Raw genomic sequence first — 21,012 nt, 5'->3', positions numbered from 1 at the left:
GGCGTCCCTGACGTGAGGACCCGAGGGTCCCGAGCGCGGGGTGCCGGCGTTGGCAACCTCCCGGCGCGGGTGCCGCGCGAGGATCGCCGCAGCGCGGGGTGTCAGAGCGAGTCGGAGGCGCTGTCAGAGCGAGTCGAAGAAGGTCTGCACGTCGTCGCTGAAGAGTTTGGGCTGCTCGGCGGAGAGGAAGTTGCCGCCGGCCGGTAGCTCCGTCCAGTGGGTGACCGGCGCGTCGCGCTCGGCGAAACGCCGGATCGTGACGTCGGTGACGCCGAGTGCGACGCCCAGCGGGACCGTGGACTGAGGCCTCGGCGCCCACGCGGTCGGGTCGTGTGCCATCTCCCAGTAGAGGTTCGCCGACGAGCCGGCCGTCCCGGTGAACCAGTACAGGCTGACGTTGGTCAGCAGCAGATCGCGGTCGACGGCGTCCTCGGGGAGGTCGGCCGCCGGATCGGTCCACTCCTTGAACTTCTCGATGATCCATGCGAGCTGGCCGGCGGGGGAGTCGTGCAGGCCGTGGGCCAGGGTCTGCGGCCGAGTCGACTGGATGGCGTTGAAACCCATCTTGTCGTCCCGGAACTCCTGGAGGCGGCCCAGACGAGCCTGCTCCCCCTCGGTCAGGTCGGCGAAGTCGGCCGGGTCGGCGGACGGGAAGGTGATGTGCCCGTTGACATGCACGCCGATCACCTTGGTGGGCTCCTGCCGGCCCATCTCGACGGCGATGGCGGCGCCTCCGCCGGTGCCCTGAACGCCATACCGCTCGTAGCCCAGGCGCGACATGACCTCATGGAACGCCGCGGCGGTCCGTGCCGTCGTCCAGCCCGCAGTGGTGAGTGGACCGGAGTAGCCGACGCCCGGGTTGCTCATGAGCACGAGATGGAAGTGCTCGCGCAGCGCCTCGACCACGGGCAGGTAGACGGCGAACGAGGCCGGCCAGTCGTGGGTGATCAGTAGGGGGGTCGCCGCCGGGTCGGTGGAGGGGACGTGCGCGAAGTGCAGGGTCTGCCCGTCGATCTCGGTGAGGAACTGGGGCAGCGCGTTGAGCCGAGCCTCGGCCGCCCGCCAGTCGAACTCGCCCGCCCAGTAGGCGGCCAGGCCGCGCAGATAGTCGACCGGGACGCCGCGCTGCCAGCCCTGGCCCGGGATCTCCGGTGTCCAGCGGGTGCGGGCCAGCCGGTCGCGCAGATCCTGGAGGTCGCTCTCGGAGACGTCGATGCGGAAGGGGCGGATCGCGGTCATGCCGGTTCCTCTTTCAGCTTCGGAACGGTCAACTTTGGAACGGGATGCCTCGGGGCGGGATGCCTCGGGGCGGGATGCCTTGAGGCGGGATGCCTTGAGGCGGGATGCCTTGAGGCGGGAGCAATTCGGAACGGAATGCTTCGTTCCGCTTCAATCTAGCAGACCTGGGCGTCGAACGGAACAGAGCATTCCGCTCCGCTATGCTGAGTGGCATGGCGAATCCGACGTCCGGCCGGAGCCGCCAGGCGGCACGCAACGACGTGACGATCCTGGCGGCGGCGAAAGAGGTCTTCCTGGCCGACAAGCGTGCGCCCGTCGCCGCCGTCGCCGAGCGTGCCGGTGTCGGCATCAGCGCCCTCTACCGGCGTTATGCCGGCAAGGAGGACCTGCTCCGCAGGCTCTGCCACGACGGCCTGCTGACCTTCATCGACCAGGCCGAGCGCGCCGCCGCCACCGCTGACGACTGGGCCGCCTTCGAAGCGTTCGTGCACGGGGTCGTCGAGGCCGACGTGCACTCGCTGACGGTGCACCTGGCCGGCACGTTCACCCCCACCGAGGAGATGAGCGCCGACGCGGTCCGGGCCGACGCGCTGGCCACCGCTCTCTTCGAGCGGGCCCGACCACAGATGCGCGCCGAGGCCGTCCCCGCCGATCTGACGATGCTGCTGGAGATGTGCGCGGCGGTGCGCGTGCCCGACCCGGTCCGCACCACATCGCTGCGCCGCCGCTATCTGGCGATGCTGCTCGACGGGCTGCGTGCCGGCATGGCCCTGCCCGGACCGGCACCCTCCTGGGCCGAGCTCAGCTGGCGCTGGTTGCCGCGGCAGGACCCTCCCGTGTGAGGAGCCGGTCCGTCATTCCACCGTGGAGACCCGCCGCCCGGTCTCGTGCGAGGTGATGACGGCGTCGGCGAGCAGCAGCGCCCGGCGGCCGGCACCGATCGGGACCGGTGGCGGATCCCCGGCCCGCAGCGCGGCGAGCAGATCGTCGACGTGGCGGTCGAAGGTGGCGTGGAAGCTGCGGTCGGTGTCGTTGAAATATCCGGCCTGCCAGACCTGGGCGGTCTCGTCCGAGGCACGCTGAAAGCTGTACCGGCGGACGGTGTCGTCGATCTGGATCCGCCCGTCGGTGCCGTTCAGCTCCACCCGGTGGGTGTCCTGGTAGGCGTAGGAGGAGTCGTAGGAGCCGACCAGGCTGCCCACCGCGCCGTTGCCGAACCGGGCCGCCACCACGAGGGTCGACCAGCCGTGCCCGCCCGGGTCGGCCAACTGCGCCACCACCGACTCGATCGGGCCGCACAGGTGTTCCAGCATGTCCAGCCCGTGGCACTGGGTTTCGATGAGGTTCGCGTGCGGATGGAGGCTGGTGCCGGGCTCGCCGCCGAAGCGCCAGGTGGCGAAGGCCAGCCGGCCGAGGTCTCCGCGGGCGATGGCGGCGGCGGCCAGGCGGACGGGTCTGGCGTACCGGTGGTTGAAGTTGATCCCGACGAACAGGTCCCGGCGAGCCGCCTCGGCGACCAGGGTGTCGGCCTCATCCAGCGCGAAGACCAGCGGTTTCTCCAGTAGCAGGGGCACCCCGGCACGGATCAGCCGCAGCGTCGGCTCGTAGTGGCCCTCGTTCGGCAGGCAGACGGTGACCAGGTCGGGCCGCGCCCGGTCGAGCATCTCGTCGACGTCGACGTAGGCGACGGTGCCGAACTCGGCGGCCCGTGCCGCGGTGCGGGCCGGGTTCCGGCCGACGACGGCGACCAGGGTGGTGTCCGGCCGTCCGGCGAACAACTCCGCGTGGTGCCGGCCCCACCAGTCGCCGGTGCCGACCACGGCGACCCGCACCGGCTCGGTGTCCGGGGACCCGGCGGGGCGGGTGACCCCCGGTGCGTACCGTGCCGCGATGTTCATCGCATCCTCCGGCGGGTGAGTCGGGATTGGATCAGCACCACGACGATCAGGAACGTGCCGCTGACGACCTGCTGGTAGTACGAGGTGAGGGTGCCGACCTGGTTGATCAGGTTCTGGATGACCTTGAGCAGCAGAACCCCGGCCAGGGTCCCGGCCAGCGAGCCGGCGCCGCCGGTGAGCAGGGTTCCGCCGATCACCACAGCGGCGATCGCCTCCAGTTCACGGCCCTCGCCGATGGTCGGCAGGCCGGACTGGGTCTGTGCGGCCACCAGCACCCCGGCGATGCCGGTGAGCAGCGCGCTCACCACGTAGACGAGCACCCTGACCCGAGCCGTCGGCAGGCCCATCAGCCCGGCTGCCTCCAGGTTGTCCCCGACGGCGAACGTGGACTGCCCGAACCGGGTCCGGTTGAGCACCACGACGGCGGCGGCGAAGACGACCAGCGCGAACCAGACCGGTGCGCTGAGGCCCAGCCAGCGGGCCTGGCCGAGCCGGGTCAGGGCCAGGTCGGCCGGGATGAGGTGGACCTTGTTGCCCTCGTCGGCGACGGCGAAGGCCAGACCGCGGGCGAAGAGCAGACTGGCGAGCGTGACGATGAACGGCGCGATCCCGGCCGTCCCGATCAGCAGCCCGTTGACGAGCCCGATGACCCCGCAGACGGCGAGCGGGAGCAGTACGGCGGTGAGGGTGCCCCACTGCGCGCCGTAGGCGGTCAGCACACCGCTGAGCGCGAGCAGCGATCCGACCGACAGGTCGATGCCGCCACTGAGGACGACGAAGGTCATGCCCGTCGCGATCAGCAGGAGGTACGAGCTGTCCAGGGCTATGTTGCCCAGGTTGCGACCACTGGCGAAGCTGTCCCCGAAGACCAGCGAACCAACAATCAGCACCAGCGCGAGCACGATCGGCGTACCGGCCCGGTCGGGGCGCCACCACAGCCGGCCGGTGACGGTCCGGTGGCCGGTGGTGGCCGCGGTGGTCTCGACGGCGGTCATGCCCGGCTCCGTCCGCGCTGCACGTAGACGGCCGCGACGATGATGCCGGCCTGCAGCATGCGCGCCGTCGAGTCGGGCAGGTCGTGCTGGATCACGGTCGCGATGATCAGTTGCATCAGCAGGGCTCCCATCAGCGTGCCGAGGATGCGGATCCGGCCGCCGGACAGGGGCGTGCCGCCGACGACGACGGCGGTGATCGCGCTGAGTTCGATGAGCAGTCCGGCGGACGAGGGGTCGGCGGCCCCCTGCCGTGCGGTGCTGAGCACGCCGGCGGCGGCGGCCAGTACTCCGCTGACGACGTACACCGTGACCAGGGTGCGGTTGACCGGCAGGCCGGCGAGGGTGGCCGCGGCCCGGTTGCCGCCGACGGCCAGCAGGCGCCGCCCGAACGCGGCCCGGCGTACCGCGACGACGGCCGCGCCGGTCACCACGAGCACCAGCAGCACGCTGATCGGGACTCCCAGGACCGAGTCGTTGCCGAGCGTGCCGAGAACCGGGTCGAACATCTCGGCCAGCCGGCCGTCGGCGAGCACCAGGGCCAGCCCGCGGCAGGCGACCAGGGTGCCCAGGGTCGCGATGATGGGTTGCATGTGGCCGAACGCGACGAGTGATCCGTTGACGATCCCGACGGCGGCACCGGCCAGCAGGGCGACGACGACGGCGGGCCACACCCCGTAGCCGAGGTACAGCGGCAGCAGCGCGGCACTGAGCGCCATCGTGGAACCGACCGACAGATCGATGCCCTCGGTGCCGATGACCAGGGCCATGCCGATGGCGACGATCGCCACCGGCGCGACCTGCACCAGTTGCAGCCGAAGGTTGGTCAGGGTGGCGAAGTTCGGTGTGAAGGCGACGTTGAAGAGCAGGAGCAGGAGGATCGCCGGATACACGCCGCCGCCCCGGAGGACGGTGAGGACGTCGGGCCGGGCGGTACGGGTGCCCGTCATGCGGTGCCTCCCTCGGACGCCTGGGCGATCTCGCGCATGATGCGGGCTTCGCTGACCTCGTCGTCGTGCAGGACGGCGACGAGGGCACCGTCGCGCAGCACGAGCACCCGGCCGGCGCCCTCGACGACCTCCTCGAGTTCGGAGGAGATGAGCAGCACGCCGAGACCGAGCGTGGCGAGTTCACTGATCAGGGCCTGGATCTCGGCCTTGGCCCCGACATCGATGCCGCGGGTCGGCTCGTCCAGGATGAGCACCCGGGGATGCAGGCAGAGCATCCGGGCGAGCAGGACCTTCTGCTGGTTGCCGCCGGACAGTTCGCGGACCCGCTGACCGGGGCCGGTGATCTTGATGCGCAACCGGCGGACGAACGTGTCCACGATCGCGTCCTCCCGGCGCCGGGAGAGGAACCCGGCGGTGGTGAGTCTCGGTAGCGCGGCCAGCACGATGTTGTCGCGGACGCTGAGGTCGCCGACGATCCCCTCGGCCTTGCGGTCCTCGGGCACCATCCCGATCCCGCTGCGGATGGCGGCGGCCGGGTTCCAGCGCCGGGCGGACCCGCCGTCGACGGTGACGGCGCCCTCGTCCAGGCGGTCGGCGCCGAAGACGGCCTTGGCGGTCTCGGTACGACCGGAGCCCAGCAGCCCGGCCAGTCCGACGACCTCGCCGGCGTGCACCTCCACGCTGACGCCGTCGAGCAGCGGCCGCCGGGTGAGGCCTTCGGCGCGCAGTACCGGCGTGCCGGTGGCCGCCGGCCGGTGGTCGCCGAAGGTGGTGGCCCCGTGCCGGCGGATCTGGTCGATGTCGCGGCCCAGCATGGTGGCGACCAGCCGCAGCCGGGAGGTTCCGGTGACCGGCCCGGTGTGGGCCACGCGCCCGTCGCGCAGCACGGTCACCCGGTCACAGATCCGGAACACCTCGTCGAGCTTGTGGGTCACGTAGAGCACCGCGATCTGCCGGCGGCGCAGCAGCGCCACCACGTCGAGCAGCAGATCCACCTCGCGGGGCTCCAGCGACGAGGTCGGCTCGTCCATGATGACCACCCGGGCCTCGGTGGACAGCGCCCGGGCGACGGCGATCATCTGCTGCACGCCGAGACCGAGTTCACCCAGCCGGCGCCGTACGTCGACGGTGATCCCGTAGCCCGCCAGGAGCTCTCCCGCCTCGCGGTGCATGCGGCGGAAGTCGATGAGGCCGAACCGGTTGACGGGTTCCCGGCCCAGGTACAGGTTGGCCGCGACGCTGCGCATCGGTACCAGGTTGATCTCCTGGTAGATGGTGCTGACGCCGGCGGTCTGCGCGTCCCGGGGGTGCGCGAAGGCCGCCGGCTCGCCGAGATAGTGCATCTCGCCGTCGTCCGGCCGGTACACCCCGGTGATGACCTTGATGAGGGTGGACTTGCCCGCGCCGTTCTCACCGACCAGCGCGTGCACCTCGCCGGGGAACAGTTCGAGGGAGACGTCGGTCAGGGCGCGGACACCGGCGAAGTGCTTGCTCACCGTGCGTACGTCGAGGGCGGGGATGCTCATCGTCCGCGGTCAGTAGGCGTTGGAGAGTTCGGCCGCGGCGTTCTCCGGGGTGTACTCCTTGTCGGCGATGATGGTCTTCTCGACGACACCCGTACCGCTGTAGAAGTCCTCGAGCGCCTGGAAGGCGAGCGGGCCGAAACGTGGGTTGGACTCGATCACGCCGGCGATCCAGCCGTCGAGGACGCCCTGGACGGCACCCTTCGTACCGTCGATGGTGATGATCTTGATGTCGCCCGGCTTCTTGTCGGCGCCCTTGAGGGCCGCGACCGCGCCGAGCGCCATCTCGTCGTTCTCCGCGTAGATCGCGGAGATCCCGGGATTGGCGGAGATGAGCTGTTCGGTGACCTTCTGGCCCTTCTCCCGGGTGAAGTCGCCGGTCTGTTCCGCGACGACCTTCAGCTTGGAGCCCTTGGCGGCCAGCTGGTCCTTGAAGCCCTTGGTGCGATCGACCGTCACGTTGACCCCGGACGCGCCGAGCAGGATCGCGACCTCACCCTGGTCGCCGGTCGCCTTGATCATCGCGTCGGCGGCGCGCTCGCCCTGGACGACGAAGTCGGAGCCGATCCAGCCCAGGTAGTCGGTGCAGGGTGTCTTCGTGGTGAGCAGCCGGTCGATGGTCATCACCGGCACCTTGGCGTCCTGGGCGGCCTTGAGCGCGGGGTCGAGACCTTCGGAGTTGAGCGGCGAGATGATCAGCGCCTGGGCCCCCTGCGCGATCATGCCCTGGATGTCGGCGATCTCTTTGTTGAGGTCGGACTGGGCGTTGGTGGTGATGAGCTTGATCCCGCGCTTGGCCGCCTCATCCTTGATGGACTGCGTCTCGGTGATCCGGAACGGGTTGGCCTCCTTCTCCGACTGGGCGAAACCGACGGTGGCGGTCTTCAGATCCAGCTTCGGTACGCCGCCGTTGTAGAGCTCCGGCGTGCATCTGGTGGTTCCCGAGGTGGCCTGGACCTGCTGTGCCGCCGAGCCGTTCGGGGCCGGGGCGCCGGTGCCGGCGGACCTGGTGCAGCCGGCGGAGAGCACCAGGGCGGCGAGCGTGGCACCGGCCGCGGCGCCGCGGGCGAACTGTGTGGGGTGGGGCATCACGGGCGTCCCTTCATGAGGGCATGACGGATGACGGCGCCGCGCGCCGGACGAGGCGCGTAGGTGCCAGAAATTGAAAGGCTTTGACCTGAGGTTGGCAGATCGTAGCCACGTCGTGGCAAGTCGTGTCAACGATCGAGGTCGGATTGACCGGAGATGGTAAAAGTTGACGATGCAGCGCCGTCAGGCGATCTGCACGTCGATACCCTCCGCGCGCAGCCCGCGCACCACGTCCGGGTTCGCCGCGTCATCGGTGACCAGCACGTCGATACGATCGCTCGGCACCGTCTGGCACATCGTGTCGTGGCCGAGCTTGGTGTGGTCGGCCAGCACGACGACCTGCCGGCCGGCCGCCATCAGTGCCTGGTCGGTCGCGGCCGCGAAGACGTTGGGGGTGGTCAGGCCGCGCTCTCCGGTGACGCCCTCGCCGGAGAGGAAGACCTGCGCGCCCCGCAGCCCTTGGAGGACCTGCTCGGTGATCGGGCCCACCACCGCACCGATCGACCGGCGCAGCGCTCCGCCGGTCAGCACGACGTCGATCTGTGGTGAGCCGATGAGCTCCCGGGTGACCGGGATCGAGTTGGTCACCACCGTCAGGTGGCTGATGCCAGCGAGCCGGCGGGCCAGGGCCGTGGTGGTGCGGCCCGGCCCGAGCAGCACCGCACTGCCCGGCTGGACCAGTCCGGCGGCGTGTGCCGCGATGGCCTCACGTTCGGCGCGCACCGGATCCCCCTGCGTGTCCTCGGTGCGCATCGCGGAGGGCTCGGCGGGCGTGACCGGATCCCGGTGCCGGGGCGTCGCCGGGCCGACACCGCCGCGCGTCGGCGTGAGCAGGCCGTCGGCCACCATCGAGCGCAGGTCCCGGCGCACCGTGGACTCGGAGATGCCGAGGACCACCGCGAGTTCCCGGAAGGACGCGTAGCCCCGGTCGTGGACGGCCGCCAGCAGCCGTTGACGCCGCTCGGCGATCAGCACCGGGAACCCCCTGCCCTACGTGGTCGATGCAGAATATGTCAGATCATGTCACCGGTGTCGACCAGGGTGCGGAAGCGGGCGTACGCCTCCTCGACGGCATCCGACGGTCGCGGCTCGAAGTGTCGCGGTGGCATCGAGGCCCGTACCACCTGCCGTATCTCGGCCAGTGAGGACAGCTCCCCAGCGGCCCGGGCCTGGACCAGCAGATTGCCGACAGCGGTCGCCTCCACCGGACCGGCGAGCACCGGCCGGCCGGTCAGGTCGGCGGTCAGCTGACACAGCAGCGGGTTGGCCGCCCCGCCGCCCACGATGTGCACCACCTCGGCACGGACGCCCGCGAGTTCCTCGGCCCGCTCCAGGGTCCACCGGTGCTTGCAGGCGAGACTGTCCAGTACGCAGCGGACCAGCTCGGCCCGGCCGGCCGGGACCGGCTGGGCACTCGCCCGGCACAGCTCGGCCAGCCGGCCCGGCATGTCGTCCGGCGCGACGAGACACGGCGCGTCCGGGTCGACGAGTGAGCGGAACGCCGGTGCGGTGCCCGCCGCGGCCACCAGATCGGAGTAGGGCAGCGCGCCCCACGCCGCCCGGCATCGCTGGAGCAGCCACAGACCCGTGCCGTTGCGCAGGAACCGGACGGTTCCGTCGACTCCCGCCTCGTTCGAGAAACCCGCCAGCCGGGCCTCGTCGGTGAGTACCGGCTCCGGCAGCTCGAGACCGACGAGCGACCAGGTCCCGGAGGAGATGTAGCCGAAACCGGGCGCCCCGGCCGGGACCGCGGCCACGGCGGACGCGGTGTCGTGGCCGGCGACCGCCCACAGCGGCACCCGCCGGTCCGTCAGCAACGAGCCGATCCGGGTGCCGGGGGAGACCACGTCGGTCGCGAACAGCCGGCCCGGGATCCCGAGCGCCTCGATGACGCCGGCCGCCCAGCGGCGGGTGCCGACGTCGAGCAGCTGGCTGGTGCTCGCGATCGTCTGTTCGGTGACGAGCCGGCCACTGAGCCAGTACCCGAACAGGTCGGGCAGCATGACGAGCCGCTCGGCGACGTCCAGTTGTGCCGAGCCCTCCATCGCGACCAGCTGACTGGCCGTGTTGATCGACAGGGGAGCGGTGCCGGTGGTGCGGTACAGCACGGCCGGGTCGACGCGCCGCGCGACCAGCCTGGTGCTGGACTCGGTCCGCCGGTCCCGGTAGTGCCACGGGTTGCCGACCAGGCGGCCGTCGCGGTCCAGCAGGGCGAAGTCGTTGCCCCACGCGTCGATGCCGACCCCGGCCACCCGGTCGCCGCCCCGGTCGGCCAGCGCGGCCGTCAACCCGGCCGACAGGTCCGCGAACAGTGCCAGTACGTCCCAGTGCAGTCCCTGCGGCAGTGCCACCGGCCGGTTGACGAACCGGTGCACCTCGCCGACCTCCAGCCGGCCGCCGTCGAACGTGCCGCGCAGCACACGGCCGGTCTCGGCGCCGAGGTCGACGGCCACGAATATCGGCATCGCCGAAGCGTAGCGCCTGTTCCGGAAGGGACGGCCGGGCCGCGGCGGCGGGCGTCAGCTCCAGAGGGTGACGTGGATCGACGGTTTGAAGCGGGCCACATTGACCCCCGTGCCGCGCATCATCGCCTGGATGGCCCGCGGCGTGGACGCGAACCGGCCCAGTTCGGCGGCCGCCGACGGTTTCCCCGTCTCGGCCAGGGTCAGCGCGTGCCAGACCTCCTCCAGTGCCGCGTGCGGCTCGCAGAAGGAGACCAGATGTCCCTTGCGGATCTCCGGCGCGACGGTGAAGGACAGTGCCGCCGCCACCCCGCGTCCCCGTTTGGCCTCCTCGATGGCGGCCGCGTGGCTCTGGAAGATCTGCTGGCGGTCGTCGGGCACCCCGAGTCGCCGCAGCAGAGTCGGGATGGCGCCCCGATCGGCGGCGGCCGACGGTCCGAGCAGCCACGTCTGGTCACGCAACTGTCGCGGCGACGGCTGGGTCCCGGCGAGCGGATGGTCCGGCCCGGCGACGACGACGACCTTGTAATACATGACCGGCCGGCACCGGACCGCCGGATCGGGGAGCGCCGGCGCCGGCCCGATCGCGATGTCGATACTGCGCTCGATCAGCGCCTCGACGAACGAGCCCGGGTTTCGCACGCTCAACTCGACGTCCAGGTCCGCGGCCCGGCTCGCGAACAGTTCGATGAGCCCCGGCGCGGCGTGCTCGGCGAACAGCGACGACGCCCCGACCCGCAGCAGCCGGCGCCCCTGCCCGGCCGCGCTCACCTCGAGCACCGTGATGTCCTGCAGTCCGAGCAGTTCGGTGGCCCGGCTGGCGAGACGCAGCCCGCCGGGGGTGAACGTCAGCCCCTTCGCCGTCCGCGAGAACAACTGGTCGCCGAGTTCCCGGCGGAGCTGTCCGATGTGCAGCGACACCGCGGACTCGGACACCTCGAGTTGCGCGGCCGCCTGCTTCACCGAGCCACATCGGACGACGGCGGAATAGGCGCGCAACTGTGTGGGGGTCACAGCCCGCAATGTATCGCGATCAACATCGTTGGTGCTCCCCGCGTCGCACATGGTGACCACACCGGCGATCTCACCGATACCGCAGGCGCGTTCCGCACATACGCTGTCGTGCGCCCGAGCCGAACTGGAGAGGAATCCGCCGATGCCGACCTTCGAGGCCACCGACGGTGTGGAGATCTACTGGGATCACTGGGACGGCGACGCCGAGCTGCCACCCGTGCTCCTGCACCACGGTTTCATCGCCGACGGCCGGTCCAACTGGGTCTCGCCCGGCGTCGTCGCGGCCCTGACCGCCACCGGCCGCCGGGTCATCGCCGTCGACGCGCGCGGTCACGGCCGCTCCGGTAAACCGCACGACCCGGCCGTCTACGGGGAGACCAGGATGGCCCGGGACGTCATCACGCTGCTCGATCTGCTGAGGGTCGAGCAGGTCGACGTGGCCGGGTACTCGATGGGCGCGATCGTGTCGCTCATCCTTGCCACCCGCGACCCCCGCCTGCGCCGGCTGGTCATCGGCGGTGTCGGTTCGGCGGTCGTCGAGCTCGGCGGTGTCGACACCCGGGTCATCCCCGCCGAGGCGTTCCGCGAGGCGTTCCACACCGACGACCCGGCCACGATCACGCACCCGGCCGCAGCCGGTTTCCGCGCATTCGTCGACACGGTCGACGGCGACCGCACGGCGCTCGCCGCCCAGGCCGCCGCCCTCCACGCCAGCCCGATCCCGCTGGACTCGATCGCCGTGCCCACCCTGCTGATCGCCGGCCGCGACGACGTTCTGGCCGCCCGTCCCGAACTCCTGGCCAAGGCCATCCCGAACGCCCGCCTGGCGGTCATCGAGGGCGATCACCTGGGCGCGGTCCGGCAGCCGGCCTTCGCCGACGAACTGGTCACCTTCCTCAACACCCGCTGACCCTTCCGGTCCGGCGCCGCGGGGCCGCCTTTCCGGTACGACCGGAAGCGCCCCGCCGAACCACCCCGTCCCCGGCGGTATCGTTTTGTGTCATCGAGGTGCTGCGCTCCCTGGAGGAGAACGGCGGCCACCCCTAGACCACCGGCGGCGTGCCGTGGGTGTGGAACGACTCGATCGTCTTCAGACCCCACGCCTGTCCTTTGGCGCGTTCGGTCTCGGTCCAGGTGACCACCTCGTGGTCGGGGGCGAGCAGCAGCCGGGCGCCGGCGTTGCAGAGTTCGATGCGGTTGCCGCCGGGCTCCCACACGTACAGGAAGAACGTCTGTTGAATGGCGTGTTTGTGGGGTCCGGCCTCGATGTGCACGCCGGCTTCGAGGAACACGTCGGCGGCCCGCAGGATGTCCTCGCGGGTGTCGGTCGCGAACGCCACGTGATGCAGGCGCCCCTCGGCACCGGTCCGGTCGCGGGTGTAGACGAGGTCGTAGGACTTGTCGGTGAACGTGTACCAGACGGCGGCCGTGGTTCCGTCGTTCAGCACGATCTGTTCGCTGGCCCGCCCGGTCAGCGCCCCCGCCAGGAACTCCTCGTTGCGCGGCACGTCCCGGGCCAGGTAGTTGACGTGGTCCAGCCGACGCACGTTGGCGCCCCGGCCGGGGAAGCGCGCGGCCTGGTTCTTCAGCGACGGACGGGTGGCCTCCGACGCCACATAGCGTTTCGTCTCGTAGTAGAGGCCGAACGGATGCCCGTCCGGGTCGGTGAAGTGGAACACCGGCCCGTACCCCGGCTCGTCGGAGCTCCACCCCTGCCCGAGACCGGCGGCCTCGATGTCGCGGACCCGCCGCTGGAGGGCCTCGGGGCTGCGGGCGCGCAGCCAGGTCCGCCCGATGCCGGACGTACCCGCGCCGGTGACCTTGACGGTGAAGTGCTCGTAGTCGTCCCACGCATGCAGGTAGGCGCTGTCGCCGCGGCGCTCGACGACCTCCATGGCCATCTGCTCGGTGAAGAACCGGACGGTGTCGTCGAGGACGGGCGTCAGCAGTTGCACCGCGGAGACGTGCGCGATGTCGCGGATCTTCTCAGCCATTGTTCTCAGCCGTTTCCTCGACCATGGACGACGGCTCCTTCCGTAGTACTCCATGAGAAGGCGGGCCGGCGGCGAGGTCAGACACCTCTTCGGTACGGTCGTCGCGTTCCCAACCCCAGACGCATCATTCTGCCCGCGAGTAGTCGCAGCTGCTCCACCCGGCGGCACAGCCGCGCATCCGCCTCCAGCTCGGCCGGGGACTCCCGCCCCGTGACACCGAGCGACGCCGCGGTCATCAGCACGACCGGCATCCCGTTGTCGATCAGCGTGGCCGGCACCCACCTGCTTAACCGTGGCTCACGCTCGGCTGGCCCCCACCGCTGTCTCAGGCGTGCTGAGGCACCGGTGACGGCCAGCCGGTTCTTCTCGGCTGGTTCGCACCGCTGTCTCGAGGGGCCTGAGACAGCGGTGGGAACCAGCCGAGCAAGATCGGCGGCACGCACCGCGATCAGACGCTCCGCCGTTCGTGGAACGCACCAGCGGCCCCGGTGTAGTAGGCCGTGCAGACACGATTGGGGCCGAAGACTCGGTGGCTGGTGACGCGGTGAGCGGCTGAGTGTGGGGGTTGGGGGAGGTGGGCAGCAGCCCGGCGGCCGGGGCCGGGCCGTGCGGGGCCGCCTGCGTCGCGGGGTGGCTCACGGTGCTCCTACTGGCCGTACCCCTCAAGGTTGTTAAGGCTTTCCGCGGCCATTTCCAGCAGCGTCTCCACCGCGGATCCGGGGTCGGCCGGCGGCGGGATCGGCGCCGGATCGGCGCAGCGGGTGAGGAGCAGGTCGATCAGCGCGGCCCGGTGGATGATTTCCGCCGCGTCGAGGGCGCCCGGCAGGATGCGGATCTCGACCGTGTCGCGGATCGGTGTGTCGGTGAGTACCTGCGTCAGGTTGACGTCGAAGAATTTGGTCAGACCGCCGTCGGAGGCAGCCTTGCGGAGTTCGTCGGTCGTCGGTTTGCCCTCGACCGCGGTGACCAGCGGCGCCGGGAGTGGCGCGAGCCGGCGGCAGGCCGGGTTGGTGGCTAGCAGTTCCCGCAGCGCCTCCCGGTAGTGGGCGAACAGGCGCACCACGTTGGCCAGCGCATCCGGTGACCGGAACGGCGCCCCGTCGACGTGCAGGTGCACCGCCGCCTCGTGCGGAACGGTGAAACCCAGCTCGCGGGCCGGTTCGAGGAGTTCGGCGAGCGCGGCGTGATGGTCCTCCGCGATCGGCGCGGTGACGATCTCGCAGGGGCGTTCGCGTTCGCCGCCGGCCGGGGAGGCCAGGGCCACCGTCGCGCCGGCCGGGTCGTCGAGCCGGAAGATCCGGCCGTGCTGCTGGACGTCGGTGCCCCAGAGCAGGGCCGCCGGCGCCAGCACCTCCGGCAGGTGGGCGCCCGGATCGCACTGGACGGCGAGCAGGCGCAGCAGCCGGGTGTCGTCGGTGAGGATCCGGTGCCAGCCGGGGACGGCCGGTGCCCGCGGATCGAGACCGTGCATCAGGGTGACGTCGTCGACGAGCGTGCACAGCAGTTCCCCGCCCGGCCGCCGCACCTCGAAACCCTGGGTGAGATGCAGAAACCGTCCCAGGCCGGGGACCAGGGACGGCTCGCTGTCGTGGTGCCACACCGGCCGGACACTGCCCCCACAGCGTCCGGCCAGGTCCATGGCGAGGGTGCGCCGGCTGACCCCCGGAGGGGCCATCAACTCGATTTCGAAGCCGATCCGCCGGCGCAGACCCGGGGTCACGGCTGGATCGGGAGCGTCTCGCCGGCCTTCAGCCGCCGTCCGGCCTCGACCTTGGCCGCGTACGCGTCGTCCAGCTTCCAGAGTTTCGCGAGCTTCTCGGCATCCTGACCGTCGTAGCCGGCGTCCCAGAAGATGTTCGCCAGGCGGGCCTTCTTGCCCTCCTCGATCTGCTGCCTGTCCGGCTCGACGCCGCCCGGCAGTGACTCACCGGCGAGCAGGCGCTTGCCGGCTTCGGCCTTGGCGTCGCCCGGATTGTCCATCTTCCACAGCTTGGCCAGCACGACCGCGTCGTCCCAGTCGTAGCCCTGGAGGAAGAACTCCTCGACCTGCTTGTTGATCTGGGCGTCGGCCGGGTCTTCGGTCGGCTCGACGGGTCCGTCGGGGTTCGGCTTCGCGGTGACCGGAAGGATCTCCCCGGCCAGCAGCTTCTGCCCGGCGACCGCCTTGACCTGCCCGATCTGGTCAGCCGCGAGGTTCCACAGCTTGGCCAGCTGGACCGCGTTGTCGTAGCCGAAACCGGCCTGGAAGTAGGCGGCGATCCCGGCCTTGACCTCGTCCTCGGTGAGCGGTGCGGACGGGTCGACCGTCGCGACCGGTGCGGCGACCTGGAAGGCCGGCGCGTTGCTCGGAGCCGGGGCTGCGGGCAGGATCGCCGGCAGCTGGGTGATGCCCGCGATCAGGCCGGCGCTCAGCGCCACCCCACCCGCGGCCTGCACTCCGAACCGGCGCCACTTGTATTTCTTCGCCAGCTCCTCGACGCGGGCGTAAACCGCTGCGGGGTCCGGCGTCTCGGTCTCGTGCTTGGTGAAGGCTTCGCGCAGCCGGTCTCCGTGCTCGTTCACGACCTCTCCTCGGCGTGGACTCGTAGCTCCGACTGCTGATTGAGCCGGAGGATCTGCAGTGCCCTCGACGCATGGCTGCGCACCGTGGCGGGCGCGCACCCCAGCAGGTCGGCGATGGCGTCGTCGTCCAGCTGCTCGTAGTAGCGCAACACCAGCACCGCACGCTGCTTGCGCCCGAGAGCGGACAGCCGGTGCCAGAGCGCGTCGGCCTCGACCACACCGTCCGCGTGGTCGCGGACGCCCCCGCGTGCGTCGTCGAGTTCGATCAACCGTTCCCCGGCCGCGTGGATGTGGCGCACCGCCCAGCTGCGCCGCCACGACAGGTACTCGTTGAGCACCATGCGCCGGACGTACGCCTCCGGTGAGTCGGCGTCACTGATGCGTTTCCAGCGGACCTGGGCGCGCGCCAGCACCTCCTGCACGACATCCTGCGCCAGATCACGATCGCCGGTGAGGACGACCGCATATCGGAGCAGGCTGGGCAGGCGGGCCAACGCGAATTGCTCGAAGGTCACACCTCATCGACGCATCCCGGCGCCGGATTGTGCAGTCCCTTCCGGAAGTTTTTTCCTCTCCGCGACGGCCGTCACACCTGCCGGTCGCCCCGGCGGCCCCGGGATGTTCACGTACGGCCGCGGACTGCCGATGAGAAGGGGCGACCCGACCAGCCGTGAACGGGCATCCCGGAGAGGTGAATGATGAGCAACGGTGCAGCTGGAGTGATGTCGGTCCCAGGCGCTGGAGGATTGGCCGACGTCGAGCTTCCGGCCATCGGCGACCCGATCTTCCTGGTCCTCGGCGACGGCGTGAACCTCCGTTCGAAGCTGGAGTCCATCGACGGCGACACGTTCAGCGTCGCCGCGCCGCTGGAGACGACCGGCCTCGCCATGTTCGAGCCCGGCCAGGAGTTCGAGGTCTTCTGGGCCCCGCCCCGTACCCGCGTGGTCCTGCCCTGCCGCCTCGTCGTGGTGTCCGGCAGTGCCCCGCTGCGCTGGATCCTCACGCCGTCCGGCAAACCCCGGCACGACAACCGCCGAGAGTTCGTACGCGGCGGAGCCGGCGCCGTGGTCCGCCTGGAGGCCGAGGTCAGCGGCCAGCCCGCCGAGGGTGTCCTGCTGGACATCAGCGAGGGCGGCCTGCGCTGCTGGATCGACGAGGCCACCTCCCTGACCCAGGGCGACCGGGTCGAGGCCACGGTCTGGCTGGGCACCGCCGAGGCGACGCTCAGCGGTGTGGTGCACAACGTGCGCGACGCCCCCCACGGCGACCCCGGCCAGCACCTGATCCTCACCTTCGACACCAAGGAGGACCTGGCCCAGACCATCCGCCAGTACATCCTGGCCTGGGAGATCGGCGAGCGCCGCCGCAACAAGCGAAGCGCCTGACGTCCCCACCGGGAAGCCGGGGCGCCGAATGTCAGCAGTCGATCACCATGGCGGTTCGGGTCCGGCCCGGGTCGGTGCGCAAAGGGACGCCCGGGCCGGACGTTGCGGTGACTGTCAGCGGGCCGGCGGGGAGAGAAGCGGCTCGGGTCAGTGGCGGCGGCGAAGGACGGAGCCCGCGACGAGTAGGGCGGCGAGGACCAGGAGCTGCCCACCGGCGATGATCTTGTTGACGTCCAGGGCCGGACGCCACCGGGCGTCGCCGTCGCGGATCACGTAGACACCGGCCGGGCGGGCGGAGAAGCCGAAACCGCCGCCGGAGCCCTCGCCCTCCGGTTTGTCGCTGTCTTCTAGGGAGCCGCTGCCCGCACCGGCTCCGCCGCCTCCGTGGATCACGGCTACCGGGACGACCGTGACGCCGTCGCGTTCGATGGGTTCGCCGAAGACACGGCCGGCGGTCGAAGCGCCTGTCCGGGCACGGTCCAGGATCTCGGTGGCGCTGAGTTTCGACGGCATGGGTGGCACCCTTCGTCTCGGAGGTCTTCCTCCAGGGTCCGCCATCAGTCAACGCGCTGGCGGTCGTCGGCCGGCCGTGCGGATCGACGGTCCGGTAGACGATGCGGTGTGCGTCGACGGCGTACCGGGCCCGGGCGGGGTCCAGCCCGGAGCCGGTCAGATAGGCGCCCACCTGACCGGCGTCGTATGCCGCGATCAGGGTGTCGGAGACCAGTGCGCCACGCGCCCGGCCGGAGGCGGTGACGGCCACGGGCGCCGTTCCGGCCAGCAACGCGCCGCACAGCGCGGCGATGCCCCAGCGAAGAAACGTCATCCCTTGACGGTGCCGAGCGGATCCGGTGCGGTCACTGGTGCAGGCTCCCGGGCGCGGGTAGGGACAGCGTGACCATCGGGCGTCACCTCGTCCGTGCCGTCGCTCGCGCGGCCCGACGAAGTCCTTCGCGGTCCGGGTGCCCGTCGCCGGCGATCACCCCGGTGGGGCCGTGCTCCCGCGAATGACCAGTCGGGTCGCGACCAGGTCGGTGCCGGCGTCGGCCGGTTCGTCGTGGATCTGGCGTAGCAGGGCGTGCACGCACCGGCGGCCGACCTCGGCGAAGTCCTGGTGGACGGTGGTCAGCGGGGGAAGGTAGGAGCCGGCGTCGGCGATGTCGTCGAAGCCGACGACGCTGACGTCCGCCGGTACGCGGCGGCCGCGTTCGTGGAGCGCGCGGAGGACGCCGAGGGCCATCTGGTCGTTGGCGGCGAAGATCGCGGTGCAGGCGGGGTCGGCGGCGAGGCGCAGGCCGGCGTGGTAGCCGGAGTCGGCGGACCAGTCGCCGCGTTCGGGGGTGTGGACGGGACGCCCGGCTTCTTCGAGGACGTGGCGCCAGGCGCCGGCGCGGCGTTCGGCGGCGTAGGACTCGACGGGGCCGGCCACGTGCCGGACCGTACGGTGCCCGAGTTCGAGCAGGTGCCGGACCGCCTGCCGGGCGCCGTCGGCCTGGTCGGTGTCGACGACGGGGTAGCGGTCCCCGGCGTCGGAGTCGACGACGACCACGTGGACGCCGGGCGGGATGGCGACGGCGGACGCGTCGAGCAGGTGCACCTCGATGATGAGGATGACGCCGTCGACGGCCAGCTCGCCCATTCTGGTGAACGCTCCCATGACGTTGTCCTGGGTGGCGGCACCGACCGGGATGAGGGTTATCGCGTAGCCCTCGGCGGCGGCGTGGGTGGCGATCGCCTCGACGGTGCGGCTGTTGCCGATCGACGCCAACCCGAACAGGATGACGCCGATCGTGTTGAACCGCCCGTAGCGCAGTGACCGGGCCGCGCTGTTGGGCCGGTAACCGAGTTCGCTCATGGCGGCGAGCACCTGCTCGCGGGTGGTTTCAACGACGCCGGCCGCGCCGTTGGCGACGCGGGAGACGGTCTGTGAGGAGACTCCGGCGAGGCGGGCCACGTCAGCCATGGAGACGCGCTGCTTGCGACGCCCGCCGGGGACGTCCGAGGCGGCACGGAGCCGGGGCGCTTCGATCGTGATCATCTCCTTGACCGTGATTTGTGGCCCGTGCCACTATACGGCAGTCATGTTTACGTAAACATGACGTACATGTTTACGTAAACATCCTTGGGAGGGGGCACGGTTGACCCGGCGTTCATGGATCGGGTGGCAGTTCACCGGTCCGTTCCTGGCGGTCTTCGCACTGGTCTTCCTGGCACCGATCGGCTACTCGGCGTACCTCAGCGTCTTCCGCACCCGGCTCGTGGGCGGGACCAGCTTCGTCGGCCTGGAGAACTACACCAAGGCCCTCAGCGATCCACAGTTCTGGGAGGCCCTGACCCGGGTCGGGCTCTTCCTGCTCATCCAGGTGCCGATCATGCTGGGCCTGGCCCTGCTGGTGGCACTCGCGATCGACAGCGGGCGGCTCTACGGGGCGGGCTTCTTCCGGGTCGCGATCTTCCTGCCGTACGCGGTGCCGTCGGTCGTCGCGACCCTGATGGCCGGGTTCCTCTACGGGATCCGGTTCGGTCTGGTCGGCAGCATCAACGAGACGTTCGGTCTGAGCCTGCCCGACCCGCTCGGGCCGTCCTGGATCCTCGTCACCATCGGCAACATCGTGACCTGGCAGTACGTGGGTTACAACATGCTGATCCTGTACTCCGGGCTGAAGGTGATCGACAACGCGCTCTACGAGGCCGCGGCGATCGACGGGGCCAGTGAGTTCCGGATCATCCGCGCGATCAAACTGCCGGCCCTGCGCGGCCCGCTGGTCGTCGCCGGGATCTTCTCGATCGTCGGCAGCTTCCAGCTCTTCAACGAGCCGCAGGTGCTGGACAGCCTGGCGCCGAACTCGGTGACCACCTACTTCACCCCGAACATCTACGCGTACCAGTTGTCGTTCGCCGGGCAGCAGGTCAACTACTCGGCGACGATCGCGCTGCTGATGGGTGTCTCGACGATGATCGTCGCCTACCTCTTCCAGCTCCGCACCATGCGAGGGTCGCTGTGAAGAAGAACGTGACGATGGGCGTGACGAAGAAGAAGACCAAGCGCAGCACGGTGCTCACCCTGGTCACCGGCCTGATGCTGATCTACACGGTCCTTCCGCTGGTCTGGCTCGTGCTCAGCGCGACGAAGTCCCAGGAGGATCTGCTCGGCACCTTCGGGCTGTGGTTCGGCGACGACTTCGCCCTGTTCCAGAACATCTCCGACACCTTCACCTACCAGGACGGCATCTTCGGGCGCTGGGTCCTGAACACGGTGTTCTACGTGGTGGTGGGTGCGGGCGGAGCGACCCTGCTGGCCGCGCTGGCCGGGTACGGGCTGGCCAAGTTCGACTTCCGGGGACGGCGTGCGGTCTTCGCGATCGTGCTCGGCGGGATCGCGGTGCCGCCCACCGCACTGGCCGTACCGACGTTCCTGATGTTCGCGAAGATGGGTCTCACCGACACCCCGTGGGCGGTGATCGTCCCGTCGCTGGTGTCGCCGTTCGGCCTCTACCTGATGTGGACGTACTCCACCGAGGCGGTGCCGAACGAGATCCTCGAGTCGGCGCGCGTCGACGGGGCCGGCGAGTTCCGGTCGTTCTTCAAGCTGGCGCTGCCGCTGCTGGCCCCGGGCCTGGTCACGGTGCTGCTGTTCAACCTGGTGTGGACCTGGAACAGCTTCTTCATGCCGCTGATCATGCTGAAGAACGCCGACCTGTACCCGCTCACCCTCGGCCTCTACTCCTGGAACCGGCAGGCCAACACGGTCGGCGGCGACGTCGTCTTCGACCTGGTGATCACCGGTTCGCTGCTCACCATCATCCCCCTCACCGTGGTCTTCCTGCTGCTGCAGCGTTACTGGCAGTCCGGACTGGCCGCGGGGAGTGTCAAACAGTGACATCCCCTATCACCGAAGGGATAA

Annotated in this window: 21 protein-coding genes; 5 read left to right on the top strand and 16 right to left on the bottom strand. The window is 70.5% G+C overall.

The annotated features are described in order from the left end of the window. Nucleotides 1–123 precede the first annotated feature (123 nt). Nucleotides 124–1,239 carry an epoxide hydrolase family protein gene (locus tag BC793_RS12570; protein WP_109592554.1) on the bottom strand — a complete coding sequence of 372 codons (1,116 nt, stop codon included), beginning with the start codon at nucleotides 1,237–1,239 and terminating at the stop codon, nucleotides 124–126. Nucleotides 1,240–1,451: 212 nt separating this feature from the next. Between BC793_RS12570 and BC793_RS12565 the strand changes: the two genes are divergently transcribed. Continuing rightward, complete coding sequence (locus BC793_RS12565; RefSeq protein ID WP_109593020.1) at nucleotides 1,452–2,081, top strand: TetR/AcrR family transcriptional regulator; 630 nt, start codon at nucleotides 1,452–1,454, stop codon at nucleotides 2,079–2,081. A 12-nt stretch (nucleotides 2,082–2,093) separates the two neighbouring features. Here the strand turns inward: BC793_RS12565 and BC793_RS12560 are convergent, their stop codons facing one another. From BC793_RS12560 to BC793_RS12525, 8 genes are all read right to left on the bottom strand, one after another. Continuing rightward, nucleotides 2,094–3,137, bottom strand: a complete 1,044-nt coding sequence (locus tag BC793_RS12560; RefSeq protein WP_109592552.1) for a Gfo/Idh/MocA family protein — start codon at nucleotides 3,135–3,137, stop codon at nucleotides 2,094–2,096. Then, the gene (locus tag BC793_RS12555; protein WP_109592550.1) at nucleotides 3,134–4,132 is read right to left on the bottom strand and encodes an ABC transporter permease; all 999 of its coding nucleotides are present in this window, start codon (nucleotides 4,130–4,132) and stop codon (nucleotides 3,134–3,136) included. The genes BC793_RS12560 and BC793_RS12555 overlap by 4 nt, the downstream gene beginning before the upstream one ends. Continuing rightward, a complete protein-coding gene (locus BC793_RS12550) occupies nucleotides 4,129–5,079 on the bottom strand; it encodes an ABC transporter permease (RefSeq protein ID WP_109592548.1) in 951 nt (316 codons plus the stop codon). Before BC793_RS12550 ends, BC793_RS12555 begins: the two co-directional genes overlap by 4 nt. Beyond that, complete coding sequence (locus tag BC793_RS12545) at nucleotides 5,076–6,605, bottom strand: sugar ABC transporter ATP-binding protein (protein WP_109592546.1); 1,530 nt, start codon at nucleotides 6,603–6,605, stop codon at nucleotides 5,076–5,078. The genes BC793_RS12550 and BC793_RS12545 overlap by 4 nt, the downstream gene beginning before the upstream one ends. Nucleotides 6,606–6,614: 9 nt before the next feature. Continuing rightward, a complete protein-coding gene (locus BC793_RS12540; RefSeq protein ID WP_109592544.1) occupies nucleotides 6,615–7,691 on the bottom strand; it encodes an ABC transporter substrate-binding protein in 1,077 nt (358 codons plus the stop codon). A gap of 183 nt (nucleotides 7,692–7,874) precedes the next feature. After that, nucleotides 7,875–8,666: a DeoR/GlpR family DNA-binding transcription regulator gene (locus BC793_RS12535; RefSeq protein ID WP_109592542.1), complete on the bottom strand. Its 792-nt coding sequence runs from the start codon at nucleotides 8,664–8,666 to the stop codon at nucleotides 7,875–7,877. Between the two features lie 38 nt (nucleotides 8,667–8,704). Beyond that, nucleotides 8,705–10,156 carry a rhamnulokinase gene (locus BC793_RS12530; RefSeq protein WP_109592540.1) on the bottom strand — a complete coding sequence of 484 codons (1,452 nt, stop codon included), beginning with the start codon at nucleotides 10,154–10,156 and terminating at the stop codon, nucleotides 8,705–8,707. A gap of 54 nt (nucleotides 10,157–10,210) precedes the next feature. Beyond that, nucleotides 10,211–11,167 carry a LysR family transcriptional regulator gene (locus BC793_RS12525; RefSeq protein ID WP_109592538.1) on the bottom strand — a complete coding sequence of 319 codons (957 nt, stop codon included), beginning with the start codon at nucleotides 11,165–11,167 and terminating at the stop codon, nucleotides 10,211–10,213. Nucleotides 11,168–11,309: 142 nt separating this feature from the next. Between BC793_RS12525 and BC793_RS12520 the strand changes: the two genes are divergently transcribed. Next, the gene (locus BC793_RS12520) at nucleotides 11,310–12,077 is read left to right on the top strand and encodes an alpha/beta fold hydrolase (RefSeq protein WP_109592536.1); all 768 of its coding nucleotides are present in this window, start codon (nucleotides 11,310–11,312) and stop codon (nucleotides 12,075–12,077) included. Between the two features lie 133 nt (nucleotides 12,078–12,210). On the opposite strand, the gene BC793_RS12515 is transcribed toward BC793_RS12520, so the two are convergent. The 5 genes from BC793_RS12515 to BC793_RS12495 all read right to left on the bottom strand — a co-directional run bounded on the left by BC793_RS12515 (nucleotide 12,211) and on the right by BC793_RS12495 (nucleotide 16,238). Beyond that, nucleotides 12,211–13,161, bottom strand: a complete 951-nt coding sequence (locus BC793_RS12515; protein ID WP_109592534.1) for a VOC family protein — start codon at nucleotides 13,159–13,161, stop codon at nucleotides 12,211–12,213. Between the two features lie 77 nt (nucleotides 13,162–13,238). Continuing rightward, complete coding sequence (locus BC793_RS52790; RefSeq protein WP_203896164.1) at nucleotides 13,239–13,439, bottom strand: PrpF domain-containing protein; 201 nt, start codon at nucleotides 13,437–13,439, stop codon at nucleotides 13,239–13,241. Nucleotides 13,440–13,807: 368 nt separating this feature from the next. After that, nucleotides 13,808–14,881: an amidoligase family protein gene (locus tag BC793_RS12505; RefSeq protein WP_109592532.1), complete on the bottom strand. Its 1,074-nt coding sequence runs from the start codon at nucleotides 14,879–14,881 to the stop codon at nucleotides 13,808–13,810. Then, complete coding sequence (locus tag BC793_RS12500) at nucleotides 14,878–15,723, bottom strand: hypothetical protein (protein ID WP_109592530.1); 846 nt, start codon at nucleotides 15,721–15,723, stop codon at nucleotides 14,878–14,880. Before BC793_RS12500 ends, BC793_RS12505 begins: the two co-directional genes overlap by 4 nt. Continuing rightward, nucleotides 15,720–16,238 carry a SigE family RNA polymerase sigma factor gene (locus tag BC793_RS12495; RefSeq protein WP_109592528.1) on the bottom strand — a complete coding sequence of 173 codons (519 nt, stop codon included), beginning with the start codon at nucleotides 16,236–16,238 and terminating at the stop codon, nucleotides 15,720–15,722. Before BC793_RS12495 ends, BC793_RS12500 begins: the two co-directional genes overlap by 4 nt. Nucleotides 16,239–16,469: 231 nt before the next feature. Between BC793_RS12495 and BC793_RS12490 the strand changes: the two genes are divergently transcribed. Then, on the top strand, nucleotides 16,470–17,108 hold the full coding sequence (locus BC793_RS12490; RefSeq protein ID WP_239169958.1) for a PilZ domain-containing protein: 639 nt from the start codon (nucleotides 16,470–16,472) through the stop codon (nucleotides 17,106–17,108). A gap of 147 nt (nucleotides 17,109–17,255) precedes the next feature. Here the strand turns inward: BC793_RS12490 and BC793_RS12485 are convergent, their stop codons facing one another. Next, complete coding sequence (locus BC793_RS12485) at nucleotides 17,256–17,621, bottom strand: spore germination protein GerW family protein (protein ID WP_109592523.1); 366 nt, start codon at nucleotides 17,619–17,621, stop codon at nucleotides 17,256–17,258. Between the two features lie 466 nt (nucleotides 17,622–18,087). Continuing rightward, nucleotides 18,088–19,146: a LacI family DNA-binding transcriptional regulator gene (locus BC793_RS12480; RefSeq protein WP_239169957.1), complete on the bottom strand. Its 1,059-nt coding sequence runs from the start codon at nucleotides 19,144–19,146 to the stop codon at nucleotides 18,088–18,090. Between the two features lie 100 nt (nucleotides 19,147–19,246). On the opposite strand from BC793_RS12480, the gene BC793_RS12475 reads away from it, so the two are divergent. Both BC793_RS12475 and BC793_RS12470 read left to right on the top strand, forming a co-directional pair. Then, the gene (locus BC793_RS12475; RefSeq protein WP_109592519.1) at nucleotides 19,247–20,113 is read left to right on the top strand and encodes a carbohydrate ABC transporter permease; all 867 of its coding nucleotides are present in this window, start codon (nucleotides 19,247–19,249) and stop codon (nucleotides 20,111–20,113) included. 14 nt (nucleotides 20,114–20,127) lie between these two features. Beyond that, a complete protein-coding gene (locus BC793_RS12470; protein WP_109593018.1) occupies nucleotides 20,128–20,988 on the top strand; it encodes a carbohydrate ABC transporter permease in 861 nt (286 codons plus the stop codon). Nucleotides 20,989–21,012: the final 24 nt, after the last annotated feature.

The sequence above is a fragment of the Actinoplanes xinjiangensis genome (assembly GCF_003148685.1).
Classification (GTDB): Bacteria; Actinomycetota; Actinomycetes; order Mycobacteriales; family Micromonosporaceae; genus Actinoplanes; species Actinoplanes xinjiangensis.
The sequence above is the reverse complement of the archived record's forward strand: the minus strand, read 5'-3'. Positions and strand labels throughout refer to the sequence as shown.

Coding starts and splice junctions, on each gene's coding strand:
- BC793_RS12570 (WP_109592554.1), bottom strand. CDS start 1,239: ATGACCGCGATCCGCCCCTTCCGCATCGACGTCTCCGAGAGCGACCTC.
- BC793_RS12565 (WP_109593020.1), top strand. CDS start 1,452: ATGGCGAATCCGACGTCCGGCCGGAGCCGCCAGGCGGCACGCAACGAC.
- BC793_RS12560 (WP_109592552.1), bottom strand. CDS start 3,137: ATGAACATCGCGGCACGGTACGCACCGGGGGTCACCCGCCCCGCCGGG.
- BC793_RS12555 (WP_109592550.1), bottom strand. CDS start 4,132: ATGACCGCCGTCGAGACCACCGCGGCCACCACCGGCCACCGGACCGTC.
- BC793_RS12550 (WP_109592548.1), bottom strand. CDS start 5,079: ATGACGGGCACCCGTACCGCCCGGCCCGACGTCCTCACCGTCCTCCGG.
- BC793_RS12545 (WP_109592546.1), bottom strand. CDS start 6,605: ATGAGCATCCCCGCCCTCGACGTACGCACGGTGAGCAAGCACTTCGCC.
- BC793_RS12540 (WP_109592544.1), bottom strand. CDS start 7,691: ATGCCCCACCCCACACAGTTCGCCCGCGGCGCCGCGGCCGGTGCCACG.
- BC793_RS12530 (WP_109592540.1), bottom strand. CDS start 10,156: ATGCCGATATTCGTGGCCGTCGACCTCGGCGCCGAGACCGGCCGTGTG.
- BC793_RS12520 (WP_109592536.1), top strand. CDS start 11,310: ATGCCGACCTTCGAGGCCACCGACGGTGTGGAGATCTACTGGGATCAC.
- BC793_RS12515 (WP_109592534.1), bottom strand. CDS start 13,161: ATGGCTGAGAAGATCCGCGACATCGCGCACGTCTCCGCGGTGCAACTG.
- BC793_RS12485 (WP_109592523.1), bottom strand. CDS start 17,621: ATGCCGTCGAAACTCAGCGCCACCGAGATCCTGGACCGTGCCCGGACA.
- BC793_RS12480 (WP_239169957.1), bottom strand. CDS start 19,146: ATGATCACGATCGAAGCGCCCCGGCTCCGTGCCGCCTCGGACGTCCCC.
- BC793_RS12470 (WP_109593018.1), top strand. CDS start 20,128: ATGGGCGTGACGAAGAAGAAGACCAAGCGCAGCACGGTGCTCACCCTG.